14 protein-coding genes are annotated in these 11,686 nt (G+C 63.8%); 5 read left to right on the top strand and 9 right to left on the bottom strand.

From position 1 onward, the window contains the following. Window positions 1-3 precede the first annotated feature (3 nt). A complete protein-coding gene (locus DKW65_RS04610) occupies window positions 4-405 on the bottom strand; it encodes a DUF1330 domain-containing protein (RefSeq protein WP_111656160.1) in 402 nt (133 codons plus the stop codon). A 222-nt stretch (window positions 406-627) separates the two neighbouring features. Between DKW65_RS04610 and DKW65_RS04605 the strand changes: the two genes are divergently transcribed. Further along, on the top strand, window positions 628-1,257 hold the full coding sequence (locus tag DKW65_RS04605; RefSeq protein WP_111656159.1) for a glycine zipper 2TM domain-containing protein: 630 nt from the start codon (window positions 628-630) through the stop codon (window positions 1,255-1,257). Here DKW65_RS04605 and DKW65_RS04600 read toward each other — a convergent pair. Continuing rightward, window positions 1,247-2,104, bottom strand: a complete 858-nt coding sequence (locus DKW65_RS04600) for an HAD family hydrolase (RefSeq protein WP_111656158.1) — start codon at window positions 2,102-2,104, stop codon at window positions 1,247-1,249. The two genes, DKW65_RS04605 and DKW65_RS04600, sit on opposite strands and share 11 nt — an antisense overlap. Before the next feature lie 124 nt (window positions 2,105-2,228). On the opposite strand from DKW65_RS04600, the gene DKW65_RS16025 reads away from it, so the two are divergent. From DKW65_RS16025 to DKW65_RS16110, 3 genes are all read left to right on the top strand, one after another. Beyond that, window positions 2,229-2,759, top strand: coding sequence for a BrnT family toxin (locus DKW65_RS16025; RefSeq protein WP_211315743.1), 531 nt, complete (start codon window positions 2,229-2,231; stop codon window positions 2,757-2,759). A gap of 262 nt (window positions 2,760-3,021) precedes the next feature. Beyond that, window positions 3,022-3,663, top strand: coding sequence for an endonuclease III (nth, locus tag DKW65_RS04585; protein WP_111656157.1), 642 nt, complete (start codon window positions 3,022-3,024; stop codon window positions 3,661-3,663). A 94-nt stretch (window positions 3,664-3,757) separates the two neighbouring features. Further along, the gene (locus DKW65_RS16110; protein ID WP_281271650.1) at window positions 3,758-3,880 is read left to right on the top strand and encodes a hypothetical protein; all 123 of its coding nucleotides are present in this window, start codon (window positions 3,758-3,760) and stop codon (window positions 3,878-3,880) included. A 14-nt stretch (window positions 3,881-3,894) separates the two neighbouring features. Here DKW65_RS16110 and DKW65_RS04580 read toward each other — a convergent pair whose 3' ends face one another. The 4 genes from DKW65_RS04580 to DKW65_RS04565 all read right to left on the bottom strand — a co-directional run bounded on the left by DKW65_RS04580 (window position 3,895) and on the right by DKW65_RS04565 (window position 7,654). After that, window positions 3,895-4,944, bottom strand: a complete 1,050-nt coding sequence (locus DKW65_RS04580) for a succinylglutamate desuccinylase/aspartoacylase family protein (protein WP_111656156.1) — start codon at window positions 4,942-4,944, stop codon at window positions 3,895-3,897. Beyond that, on the bottom strand, window positions 4,941-5,849 hold the full coding sequence (gene rimK, locus DKW65_RS04575; protein WP_111656155.1) for a 30S ribosomal protein S6--L-glutamate ligase: 909 nt from the start codon (window positions 5,847-5,849) through the stop codon (window positions 4,941-4,943). The genes DKW65_RS04580 and rimK overlap by 4 nt, the downstream gene beginning before the upstream one ends. After that, entirely contained in the window at window positions 5,846-6,325 is a 480-nt protein-coding gene (locus DKW65_RS04570; protein WP_245932392.1) for an ATP-dependent zinc protease family protein, read from the bottom strand. Before DKW65_RS04570 ends, rimK begins: the two co-directional genes overlap by 4 nt. A gap of 108 nt (window positions 6,326-6,433) precedes the next feature. Then, window positions 6,434-7,654 carry an argininosuccinate synthase gene (locus DKW65_RS04565; protein ID WP_111656153.1) on the bottom strand — a complete coding sequence of 407 codons (1,221 nt, stop codon included), beginning with the start codon at window positions 7,652-7,654 and terminating at the stop codon, window positions 6,434-6,436. 160 nt (window positions 7,655-7,814) lie between these two features. On the opposite strand from DKW65_RS04565, the gene rnt reads away from it, so the two are divergent. Continuing rightward, window positions 7,815-8,489 (top strand): ribonuclease T, encoded by a 675-nt coding sequence (gene rnt / locus DKW65_RS04560; RefSeq protein WP_111656152.1) that lies wholly within the window; start codon window positions 7,815-7,817, stop codon window positions 8,487-8,489. A 415-nt stretch (window positions 8,490-8,904) separates the two neighbouring features. On the opposite strand, the gene DKW65_RS04555 is transcribed toward rnt, so the two are convergent. The 3 genes from DKW65_RS04555 to DKW65_RS04545 form a co-directional block, all read right to left on the bottom strand. Continuing rightward, window positions 8,905-9,822 (bottom strand): cation diffusion facilitator family transporter, encoded by a 918-nt coding sequence (locus tag DKW65_RS04555; protein WP_111656151.1) that lies wholly within the window; start codon window positions 9,820-9,822, stop codon window positions 8,905-8,907. 4 nt (window positions 9,823-9,826) lie between these two features. Further along, window positions 9,827-10,675 (bottom strand): peptidoglycan DD-metalloendopeptidase family protein, encoded by an 849-nt coding sequence (locus DKW65_RS04550; RefSeq protein WP_211315742.1) that lies wholly within the window; start codon window positions 10,673-10,675, stop codon window positions 9,827-9,829. Window positions 10,676-10,740: 65 nt separating this feature from the next. Beyond that, window positions 10,741-11,670: a DUF368 domain-containing protein gene (locus tag DKW65_RS04545; protein WP_245932391.1), complete on the bottom strand. Its 930-nt coding sequence runs from the start codon at window positions 11,668-11,670 to the stop codon at window positions 10,741-10,743. Between the last annotated feature and the right edge of the window lie 16 nt (window positions 11,671-11,686).

Below are 11,686 nucleotides of genomic sequence, written 5' to 3'. Positions count from 1 at the left end.
CCGCTACTCCACATTAGCTATCAACCGCGCCTCCTCCAGCGCAGCGGTGCGGTGGCGCGTCGCCGCCTGGTACTCGGGGTCGGCCAGCATACTGGCAAAGGCGGCGGCCGAGGGGTAGCGCACCAGCAACACCTCGTCCCACTGCTCCCCTTCCGGCGCAATCAGCGACGCCCGCGTGCGCCCCATCCACACCAGTTCACCGCCAACGCCCTGCACCTTGCGCAGCGCGGTCTTCGAATATTCCCCGTAGGCCTGCCGGCCGCTGCGCGCTGGCTCGGAGGCGCCCTCCCCATAGCGTGCCTGATCACGAAAGCGCAGCAGGTTGAGCATCACGACAGGGGTGTCCTGCGGCAGGCTCGCCAGCAGTTCGGGAAGGCGCTTCGGGTCCGGATCAATCGTCGGCATGGCCGTCTCTCCTGTGAATGGGGTTCTGAATAGCGCCCCCCAGTCTCGCCAGCGCCGCCGGACTACACAATGACAGGAACTGACCGCCCCTGACCTGGATGGCCGCCCGCTGCACGGCCAGCGTGCTTCCCCGCTTTTTCCACATTTCCTGCCCCATTTGCACCACGATTTGCTGCCCTAATGAGCCTGCACGACCTACCGGTCCATTGAAGGAGACATGACATGGACAAGACCAGCCTGATCGCTCTGTCTGCCGCCGGCATCATCGGCCTTTCCGGCGTCGGTTTCGGCGCCTACCAGGCCGGCGCACGCCAGGCCGACCGTCCCGTCGCGACTGTTGATGATGCCCACTACGACGGCCTGAACGACGACGTCTTTGTCGACGATATCGTCATCGAACCGGTAGCGCCCCCGGCGCCAACGCTGGCCCATGTCCTCAAGGTCGAGCCTATTACCCGCAGCTGGCAGGTACCCCGTGAGGACTGTCATGTGGTGGAAGTGCAGCGCCAGGCGCCGATCACCAGCGAACACAACACCACCGGCACACTGCTCGGCGCCGTGGTCGGCGGGGTGCTGGGTAACCAGGTGGGTGGCGGCAATGGCAAGAAAGTGGCCACCGCCGCAGGGATCCTGGCAGGCGGCTATGCCGGCAACCGCATCCAGGACAACCAGCAGCGCAGCCGCACCTACACCACCACCGAACTGCAATGCAGCACCGTCTACGACACCCGCAGCGAGACCACCGGTTATACCGTGACCTACCTGCTGGGCGATGAACGCGGCAGCGTGCGCATGGACCACCGCCCCGGCGACACCCTGCCGGTGCGCGATGGCCAGGTCGTCACTCGCTGAACCCTCCCAGTGGCCCACCCTCCCGGTGGCGCGTGACCCGGATATTCTGCGCCCGCAGATGCCGGGCCATCGCCACCAGCGCCGGCAAATCCGTAACCACCGCGTCGGGCCGTGACGGATGACGCTGGGTACCGGGAAAGATCTTGTCCAGCCACGCCTGATCCCAGTGCGCACCGTTATAGAAAATCGACGTGACCCCCGCTGCCTTGGCCGCAATCACATCCGTGGTGCTGTCGCCCAGATACCAGCACGCCTCCGACGGCGACCGGCCGAGCCGTGACAGCGCCTCCAGCAACATATCCGGCGCCGGCTTGCGGCGCGGCACATCATTGCCGCACACCATGACATCGAACAGATCCGCCCAACCGCCTTCCTCCACGCGCGCGACTTCCTGTTCCATGAACTCGCGGCTGCGATTGGAGATCAGCCCCAGCGCAACGCCCAGTTCCCGCAGCTTCATCAACTGCACCCGCGCATCCGCCTCCAGTGGTTCCACCTCCCCGACATGCTGGCGATAGGCGCTGTCGAACGCCTGATGCGCGCGCCGCTTGGCGTCCTCGTCATCACCAAACAGCACCTCGAAGATATCCGTACGCGAAATCTTGCGCGCCGCCACCACCTTCGGATGCAAACGCTGATGGTCTCGCACGTACTTCACCAGCTTCGCATCCTCTACCGTCTTCGACTGCTCCGCCGTCAACAACCGCTCCAGCAACCCCAACTCGCGTAAACGCGGCAACACATCGTCCACCGCGTGATACATGGCATCGTGGGTATTCACCAGCGTCGCATGCCAATCAATCAGTATGACGTCCGGCTGCGCATGCGGCAGTGCCAGTATGCTCATCCATCTCTCCCGAATGGCGGATCTCCTACCTCTTCTATCAGCAACCGCTGACAACAGCCAGTCAACCAACGGTCCATACTTGACGGCGCACCTCCGCCCTGAGAAACTACAAAGTAATTACATTATGATCACGTTCGAGTGGGATGACAGCAAAGCCAGCACCAACCAGCGCAAGCACCGCGTCAGCTTCAAGGAAGCCGCCACGGTGTTTGATGATGACACGGGGCTTGTGATCTGCGACCCGGATCACCCTCACGAGGACCGTTTCGTCTTGCTCGGCCTGAGCCGGCGTATGAACCTGCTGGTGGTATGCCACACTTGGCGCAGCGACGATGTCATCCGGCTGATTTCCGCCCGCCGAGCCAGCCCCGGCGAGGGAAATCAGTATTTCAGTCAGCGGAAGCCCACAGGGGTAATGGATATGCGTAGCGAATACGACTTCAGCAAGGCCCGGCCCAGCCCTTACAGCAAGCGCGAGCGCAAGCAGATCACCATCCGCCTGGAAGCCGCGACCATCGAGTACTTCAGGGCCATGGCCGACGAAATGGGTATGCCCTACCAGAGCCTGATCAACCTGTACTTGCGTGATTGCGCGGAAAAGCAGCGGAAACTGGCCCTGCACTGGCAGGACGACGAGCCCCCACCAGGCGAGTAGGCTGGGTTGAGCGCAGCGAATCGGACTGGCGCACCAGCCCGGCACGCTTTCCGTCTTGCTGGTGGCAGATTCTGCCCGATGCTGGGCAGAACGATGGGGGCTCACCGGAATCGTCGCCGGAGTAAAAAGCCCCGCCAGAATCAGGGTATACCACCGCAGGCACAGAAGGATGCGGGCATCCGGCAGGACCGCTAGAATGCAGCAAACTCCAAATCTCGCTCGGCCCCACCCCCGCCGGGCCCCTTGCAGAACACACCGAAGCATGAATAACGCAAAACGCACCGAAATCTTTGCCCGCCTGCGCGCCCAACGGCCCAACCCGACCACCGAACTCCATTACAGCAGCCCCTTCGAACTGCTGATTGCCGTCTTGCTGTCCGCCCAGGCCACCGACGTCGGCGTCAACAAGGCCACCGCCCGCCTGTTCCCCGTCGCCAATACCCCCGAAGCCATGCTCGCCCTTGGCGTCGATGGCCTGAAAGAACACATCAAGACCATCGGCCTGTTCAACAGCAAGGCCGAGAACACGATAAAGACCTGCCGCATCCTGGTCGAACAGCACGGCGGCGAAGTGCCGCGCGACCGCGAAGCCCTCGAAGCCCTGCCTGGCGTCGGCCGCAAGACCGCCAACGTCGTCCTCAATACCGCCTTTGGCGAACCCACCATTGCCGTCGACACCCATATCTTCCGCGTCAGCAACCGTACCCGGATTGCCCCCGGCAAGAATGTCGTGGAAGTGGAAAAGCGCCTGGAGCGCGTTGTGCCGGAGGAATTCAAACGCGACGCCCACCACTGGCTGATCCTGCATGGCCGCTACACCTGCATCGCCCGCAAGCCGAAATGCGGCAGTTGCATCATCGAAGACCTGTGCGAAATGCCGCTGCGCCAACGACCGGATTACTGAAGCGCATACAAATCGCTACGCAGCAGTAACGGACGCCTCCCCCGTCACGCGGCAGACTCGATCAAGAGACTGATCCCGTATTGTGGAGGACACCATGAGCGATGCTGACCGACAGGAATTCGACTGGATTCCCGCCTCATTGACGGAGGTCTTTGAAGACTGCTTTGCGGAATTTGCGGACGGTGGCGTCAGCAGCCACGAACTGCTCGAAGACTGACGCATCGACCTGCGTCAGGGCGCGATCGGCGCATCATGGTCCGCCGCAGGCACTTCATCCAGCAGATTGTTGTTGAACGCTTCCAGTTGCTGCGCCACCTGCTTGACCTCGTCAAAGCGCGCAATATGAAACAGCGCCTCGCCCTCGTTGACCAAAGGCAGATTGTTACGCCCCACCAGAATGCCCGCACAGGGTGACAGAATATCCACTTCATCTGCCGTAAACGGACTGCTGATACGCCCCAGCACCTGATCCTTGCGTACCCGATCCCCCAGGCCCACCAGCGTCCGGAAGACACCGTCCACCTCGGCGCGCACCCAGGTCGAACTGCTGGATACCGCCGGCTTCACCGGCACCGGAGACGTCCGCCGCTCAGTCAGCATGCCCAGATGACGCATGACATTGGTGACCCCACGCACCCCGGCGCGAATAGACGCCTCCTCGAAGCGCAGCGCCTCTCCCGCTTCATAGGTGATTACGGGAATATCCTGCGCCTCGGCCACCTCGCGCAAGGTCCCATCTCGCAAGACCGAATTCAGCACCACCGGCACCCCGAACGCCTCCGCCATCGCGGCGGTGTCGGGACTGGCCAGATTGGCCCGGATCTGTGGCAGGTTGGAACGGTAGATCGCCCCCGTGTGCAGATCCACGGCATGCGTGGCCCGATCCATGATCTGGGTCTTGAACAACCAGGCCATGCGCGCCCCCAGACTGCCGGTTTCCGAACCCGGAAAGCAGCGGTTCAGGTCACGCCGGTCTGGCAGATAACGTGACTTGTGAATGAACCCGAAGACATTCACCACCGGCACCGCGATCAGCGTCCCGCGCATCCGCTTCAGCGCCGCCAGGCGCAGCACACGACGAATGATTTCCACACCGTTGAGCTCGTCGCCATGAATCGCGGCACAGACCAGCAATACCGGCCCCGCCTGACGACCGTGTACCACATGCACAGGAATATTCAGCTGAGTCTGGGTGTACAGCTGCGCCGCCGGCATCTCGACAATGGTCCGCTGCCCCGGCGCGACACTGACACCGCCGAATTCAAAGGTCGACGCACTCATCCCTTGGTCCCCTTGGTGGCCGTACGGTTCGGGCGCGCCGATTTTTCCACGAAACGGATGATCAGCGCCGCCACATCCTTGCTGGTTGCGGCCTCGATGCCTTCCAGACCCGGCGACGAATTGACCTCCATCACCAGCGGCCCGTGATGGGAACGGAGAATGTCCACGCCCGCCACGTTCAGCCCCATGATACGCGCAGCCCGCACGGCGGTAGCCCGCTCTTCCGGCGTGATACGGATCAGCGAGGCACTGCCACCGCGATGCAGGTTCGAGCGGAACTCGCCTTCTTTTGCCTGACGCTTCATCGCCGCCACCACCTTGCCATCCACCACAAAGCAACGAATATCGGCGCCACCGGCTTCCTTGATGTATTCCTGCACCATGATATCCGCGCGCAGGCCCATGAAGGCCTCGATCACGGACTCCGCCGCCTTGCGCGTTTCCGCCAGCACCACACCGATACCCTGGGTGCCTTCCAGCAGCTTGATGACCAGCGGCGCACCGCCCACCATGTTGATCAGATCGGGAATGTCATCCGGCGCGCTGGCAAAGCCGGTGACCGGCAACCCCACGCCCCGCCGCGACAGCAGCTGCAGCGAACGCAGCTTGTCGCGGGCTCGGGTAATGGCGACAGACTCGTTCACCGGAAACACGCCCAGCATCTCGAACTGCCGCAGTACCGCCGTACCGTAGAAGGTAATCGATGCACCGATACGCGGGATCACGGCATCGAAGCCCTCCAGCGTGCGGCCCTTGTAATGAATTTCCGGCTTGTGCGACGCCATGCTCATGTAGCAACGCAAGGTATCGATCACATGCATTTCATGGCCCGCCGCCTCGCCCGCCTCAACCAGGCGCCGCGTCGAGTACAACCGGGCGTTACGCGACAGAATCGCGATTTTCATGCAGTCTCTCCGCTCTCTGCATCGGCTGGCGCGGCCACCGTGCCGCCCAGCAAAAACGAAGCCGACGGGTCCACCTGCAATGCTTTCATTGCCGTGCGACCCAGCAGCATCCTGAATTTCATGGTATCCCTGTCTGTCAGGGTAATCTCGATAGGCCAGCGCTCGCCGCCCATGACGATGGGCGTAACGATGACGATTCGCTCTTCCCGATGGCCACCGGAATCCGACACATGACGCCGATCCAGCACCCGGCTTTCACAGGTGATCTCGTAGTCGCTATCGCCCTGGCGCGGGTGCAGACGAAAGCGCACCCATTCCTCCCCGTCACGCTCGAAAGCCTTCACCTCGAACGCGTGCAACGCCGAGGTGCGTGCACCGGTATCCACCTTGACCTTGATGGCCTCAATGCCCAGCTCTGGCAGGCTGGCCCATTCACGCCAGCCCAGTATCCGTTTCTCGTGCATCGCTCGGGTCATCGACCTGTGTCCCTGTTGCCTGCCCGCAGTATCGCAGACAGACGCAGAAACAAAAATGCCCGGCACACTGTGCCGGGCATTTTTCTGTCTACCGCCTGATGCCAGGCCTCAGGAGAGCTTGCGCCCCGCCCGGGCTGCGATGCGCAGACGCAGGGCATTGAGCTTGATGAAGCCCTCGGCATCCTTCTGGTCATAGGCGCCGGCATCGTCGTCAAAGGTAGCAATGCTGGCATCGAACAGGCTGTCCTCGGAACGACGGCCCACCACGATGACATTGCCCTTGTACAGCTTCAGCCGCACCTCGCCGTTGACGCACTCCTGGGTGGCGTCAATCAGCTTCTGCAGCGCCAGACGCTCCGGCGACCACCAGTAGCCGTTGTAAATCAGCTCGGCATACTTCGGCATGATGCTGTCTTTGAGGTGCGCGGATTCACGATCCAGTGTGATCGACTCGATGGCGCGATGCGCACGCAGCATGATGGTGCCGCCCGGGGTCTCGTAGCAGCCACGGGATTTCATGCCGACATAGCGGTTCTCGACGATATCCAGGCGGCCGATGCCGTGCTGACCGCCCAGACGGTTCAGCTCCGCCAGCACCTCGGCGGGGCTCAGGGTCTTGCCGTTGATGGCCACGATGTCGCCGCCCGCATAGGTCACATCGACATATTCGGGCTTGTCCGGTGCCGCTTCCGGGCTGACCGACCAGCGCCACATGTCATCTTCGGCTTCTGCCCAGGGGTCTTCCAGCACGCCACCTTCATAGGAAATGTGCAGCAGGTTGGCGTCCATGGAATACGGTGATTTTTTCTTCTTGCTGGAAAAATCCACCGGGATCTCGTGCTGCTCGCAATAGGCCATCAGCTTCTCGCGGGAATTCAGATCCCACTCACGCCAGGGCGCAATCACTTTCACACCGGGCTTGAGTGCGTAGGCGCCCAGCTCGAAACGCACCTGGTCATTGCCCTTGCCCGTAGCGCCATGGGAGATCGCATCGGCACCGGTTTCATTGGCAATCTCGATCAGCCGCTTGGCAATCAACGGTCGCGCAATGGAGGTCCCCAGCAGGTACTCGCCTTCATAGATGGTGTTGGCGCGGAACATCGGGAACACGTAATCGCGGACGAACTCTTCACGCAGGTCCTCGATATAGATTTCCTGGATGCCCATGGCCTTGGCCTTGGCCCGCGCCGGTTCCACCTCTTCACCCTGGCCGATATCAGCAGTGAAGGTGACAACCTCGCAGTCATAGGTCTGCTGCAGCCACTTGGCGATGACGGAAGTGTCCAGGCCTCCGGAATAGGCCAGCACAACCTTCTTGATGTCCGACATGGGTACTCCGCGCGTTCAGTTTGAGTAGGCCGGGCGGCGACTGCCGCTGCCGGGGGCGTCATTGTACCTGCCCCGGGGCGCCACGAAAACGCCAGCACGGCGGGCGCCTGTTGCTCGGCATGGCTTTCCGGTAGCATTGCCGACCCTGAGAGGAGATTTCATGTCTGAGCAGCACCCTTCGCTGGCCTTGCGCTTCCGCGGCTTCCTGCCGGTGGTCGTGGATGTGGAAACCGGCGGTTTCAACGCCCATACGGACGCCTTGCTGGAAATCGCTGCCGTCACCCTGGACATGGACCACGAGGGCAAGCTGCGTCCTGCCCAGCGGGTGCACTACCATGTGGACCCGTTCGAGGGCGCCAACATCGAGCAGGCGGCGCTGGATTTCACCGGAATTGATCCGTCCAATCCGTTGCGCGGTGCGGTGCCTGAGGAAATGGCGCTGCGCGGTGTCTTCGAGGCGGTCCGCAAGGCGGTCAAGGCGAATCATTGCAAGCGGGCCATTCTGGTCGGTCACAATGCGTTCTTCGATCATGACTTCGTCAAGGCGGCGGTCAGCCGCACGGACCTGAAGCGCGATCCGTTCCATCCGTTTTCCTGCTTCGACACGGCCAGCCTGGCCGGGCTGGTGTTCGGCCAGACGGTACTGGCCAAAGCCTGCGAGATGGCCGGCATCCCGTTCAGCCAGAGCCAGGCGCATTCCGCCCTCTACGATGCCACCCGCACCGCCGAGCTGTTCTGCACCATGGTCAACCGCTGGCGCGACCTGGGCGGCTGGCCGCCCCCGCCTGCGGGCGAAATGCCCCCGACCCTGGCCAGCAAAAGCGGCGACTTCTGATTCTTCTGGCTGGGGTCCATTCTGGTTGGCTCGGTGGTTGTGGCCAGCGGGGGTGGGGGACTGCTTTTCAGGACACGCCGTGAATACGTCCCTGTAGGCTTGCGTTCGGCATCCATGCCTCTCGACAGTCCTGAAAAGCAGTCCCCCACCCCCGCTGGCCGTCACGTTCAGAGGCCATCACACACTCTGCGCCAACCGCTTGCTCAGTTGCAGCTGTAGGCTGGAAGTTGTTAACCAGGCTGCGCGTGACGGCCCTCGGGGGGCGGGTACAGGGTTTCTGGACCTTCGAGAGGCATGGATGCCGAACGAGAGCCTACATGGATGTATTCACGGCGTGTCCAGAAACCCTGTACCCGCCCCCCGAGGGCCATAACCACCACAACCCAACAGAATGGACCCAAGCCAAAACAGAAAGTCAGCGCACACCGTCAGCCGCCCCGGGCGTCACTGGGTCCGCATGAATGATCACCTCGGCGCCCGGCACCGCAGCACCTATCGCCGCGCCAATCTCGACAATGCGCGCATGGGCCTCGCGCAGGGACAGGGTTTCGTCCAGCTCCACATGCACCTGGACAAAGCGCGTGCGGCCGGACTGACGCGTGCGCAGGTCATGGAAGCCCAGCACGCCCGGCTGGGCGCCGATCACCGCCGCGATATGCTGGCGCTCCTCGTCCGGTAATTCGCGATCCAGCAGCAATTGCACCGCCTGGTTGCCGATGCGCCAGGCGGCCACCAGGATATAAGCCCCCACCGCCAACGCCACCAGACTGTCCACCCGCAGATAACCGTAATGCGCCGCCACAATGGCACCGATGATGGCGATGTTCATGGCCAGGTCCGACGCGTAATGCAGCGCATCACCCGCCACAGCGGTCGAGCCGGTGTGGCGCACCACCCGATGCTGAAACTGCACCAGCAGCACCGTCAGCACGATGGACAGCACCATGACCCCCAGAGCCAGACCCGTGGCCGCCACCGGTGCCGGGTCGATCAGGCGGCGCACGCCTTCGCTGAGCAGGAACAGTGCCGACAGGGTAATGAAGGCCGCCTGGCCCAGTCCGGCCAGGGCTTCTGCCTTGCCGTGGCCGAAACGATGCTCGGCATCAGCGGGCACCAGGGAGTAGCGCACCGCCACCAGCGTGACCAGTGAGGCGGCGGCATCCATGAGCGAATCCAGCAGTGACGCCAGCAGGGCCACCGAGCCACTCAGCCACCAGGCCACCGCCTTGGCCACAATCAGGATCAGGGCCACGCATACCGAGGCCAGCGTGACGCGGCGCAGCAAACGGGCCTGTTGGGCCACAGTCAGGGAGGACGCCTTGTGCGCAGGCATCGGCTCAGGACCGGCGCGGCAACAGGGTCAGCGGGTCGACCGGCTGGCCGTCGCGGCGAATCTCGAAGTGCAGCTGGGTGCGGAAAGTGCCCGTCGCGCCCATGGTCGCAATACGCTGGCCCGCATCCACGCTATCGCCTTCACGGACCAGCATGCTGTCGTTGTGGGCATAGGCCGAGAGCCAGCGATCATTGTGCTTGACGATCAGCAGGTTGCCGTAGCCGGTGAGACCGTTGCCGCGATAGACCACCACGCCCGCCGCCGCCGCGACCACAGGATCACCGTCGCGGCCAGCGATGCGGATGCCGGTCTGCCCGGCCTGCTGGGCCGAGAAGCGGGACAGCAGGTCGCCGCTGGCGGGCCAGCGCCATTGCACGTCCCCGGTGCCGGCCACGCGCGGTGGCGTCGAGGGTGTGGAGGCTGCCGGTGGGGAGGAGGCCTGCGGTGGTGACGCCGGGGTTTGCCGGGGCGGCTGTTGCGGGGTGGGTGCCGGTGTCTGCGGTTGCGGCGGGCGCTGCGCTGTGCTGGCAGGCGGCGATGCCGGACGTCCTGCGGTGGCCGGTGCTCGGCGGTCCAGGCGGATTTCCTGGCCCGGGCGAATCGTGAAGGGGGCGCTGATGTTGTTGGCGGCCGCCAGTTCGCGGTAATCCCACCCGTATCGCCAGGCGATGGAAAACAGCGTATCGCCGCGTACCACCGTATGGCTGCCCTGGGTGACCTGGGAGGGGCGACTGCTCAGGGTGCCGGTGCCGCTGCGGGCGCCGGAGGCATCATACTCGACCACGGGCGCCTGATTGGCGGCACAGCCCGCCGAGCACAGCACCAGCAAGGCCAGCCCCGCCAGGCGGCGCAACACACGGCCCTGGCGGAGTCTGTGCCACTCGCGGGGCCAATGAATCAGAGTGCGGCGATCGGGCCTCAAGGCGTCCTGTTCTCTGCTGCCGGGTTCGCCTCATTATGCCTGCCGGGGCGCGACAGTAGCCAGACCAGCAGCAGGCCGCCCAGCAGCGCCAGCAGCGCGGGAACGACCATCGCGGGCAGGCCGGTCTCCGCCGTGTAGCGGGCGGGCAACACTGTGCGTTCCAGCACAGCGCCCGGCTCTGCGGCGATGCGCCAGGGCCACAGGCGCACCAGCGACCCGGCCATGAAGCCCGCCAGCAGCGCCATGACCAGGTCGTGGAAGCGGACCAGGGCCCATCGTAAAAAATGCACAAACGTCAGCAGACCACAGGCACAGCCCCCGGCGAAGGCGGCAAGCAGCAGCAGATGGCTGTCATTCACGGCGGCCAGCACCGGGGCGTACATGCCCAGCAGCAACAGGATGAAGCTGCCGGAAATGCCCGGAAGGATCATGGCGCAGATGGCGATCGCGCCGGAGACGAAGAACACCATCGGCGACAGGCCGAAGGCATCCAGCCCGGGGCGGGTCGCCACCCAGCCGGCAAACAGCACGCCCACCACCAGGGCCAGCCAGGTGCCGAAACCAAACTGCTTGAGCGGCCGCAGAACGATGATGATGCTGGCCACAATCAGGCCGCAGAAAAAGGCCCACAGGGGCACGGGGTAATGGGCCATGACCCAGATGATCAGCCGTGCCAGCAGCAGGATGCTGGTGAGCATGCCGCCCAGCAGCGTAAACAGGAAGGTCAGGTTACCGGCGCGCCAGGCGGCGGCCAGACCTTCACGGCGCCAGATGCCCAGCAGGCGCGGCCGGATACCGGCCAGGGTGTTGATCAGTTCGGCGTAGATCCCGGTGATCAGCGCCATGGTGCCGCCGGACACGCCAGGCACTATATCGGCGGCGCCCATGGCCATGCCGCGCAGCCAGACCCCTGAATATCGTTTCACTGCCTTGTCTCCCGAC

Source organism: Isoalcanivorax indicus, from assembly GCF_003259185.1.
Lineage (GTDB): Bacteria > Pseudomonadota > Gammaproteobacteria > Pseudomonadales > Alcanivoracaceae > Isoalcanivorax > Isoalcanivorax indicus.
The sequence above is the reverse complement of the archived record's forward strand: the minus strand, read 5'-3'. Positions and strand labels throughout refer to the sequence as shown.

What these genes read in the sequence shown, in the direction of transcription:
- DKW65_RS04610 (WP_111656160.1), bottom strand. Translation starts at nt 405, where the DNA reads ATGCCGACGATTGATCCGGACCCGAAGCGCCTTCCCGAACTGCTGGCG.
- DKW65_RS04565 (WP_111656153.1), bottom strand. Translation starts at nt 7,654, where the DNA reads ATGTCGGACATCAAGAAGGTTGTGCTGGCCTATTCCGGAGGCCTGGAC.
- rimK (WP_111656155.1), bottom strand. Translation starts at nt 5,849, where the DNA reads ATGAAAATCGCGATTCTGTCGCGTAACGCCCGGTTGTACTCGACGCGG.
- DKW65_RS04580 (WP_111656156.1), bottom strand. Translation starts at nt 4,944, where the DNA reads ATGAGTGCGTCGACCTTTGAATTCGGCGGTGTCAGTGTCGCGCCGGGG.
- nth (WP_111656157.1), top strand. Translation starts at nt 3,022, where the DNA reads ATGAATAACGCAAAACGCACCGAAATCTTTGCCCGCCTGCGCGCCCAA.
- DKW65_RS04570 (WP_245932392.1), bottom strand. Translation starts at nt 6,325, where the DNA reads ATGACCCGAGCGATGCACGAGAAACGGATACTGGGCTGGCGTGAATGG.
- rnt (WP_111656152.1), top strand. Translation starts at nt 7,815, where the DNA reads ATGTCTGAGCAGCACCCTTCGCTGGCCTTGCGCTTCCGCGGCTTCCTG.
- DKW65_RS04555 (WP_111656151.1), bottom strand. Translation starts at nt 9,822, where the DNA reads ATGCCTGCGCACAAGGCGTCCTCCCTGACTGTGGCCCAACAGGCCCGT.
- DKW65_RS04605 (WP_111656159.1), top strand. Translation starts at nt 628, where the DNA reads ATGGACAAGACCAGCCTGATCGCTCTGTCTGCCGCCGGCATCATCGGC.
- DKW65_RS04600 (WP_111656158.1), bottom strand. Translation starts at nt 2,104, where the DNA reads ATGAGCATACTGGCACTGCCGCATGCGCAGCCGGACGTCATACTGATT.
- DKW65_RS16025 (WP_211315743.1), top strand. Translation starts at nt 2,229, where the DNA reads ATGATCACGTTCGAGTGGGATGACAGCAAAGCCAGCACCAACCAGCGC.
- DKW65_RS16110 (WP_281271650.1), top strand. Translation starts at nt 3,758, where the DNA reads ATGAGCGATGCTGACCGACAGGAATTCGACTGGATTCCCGCCTCATTG.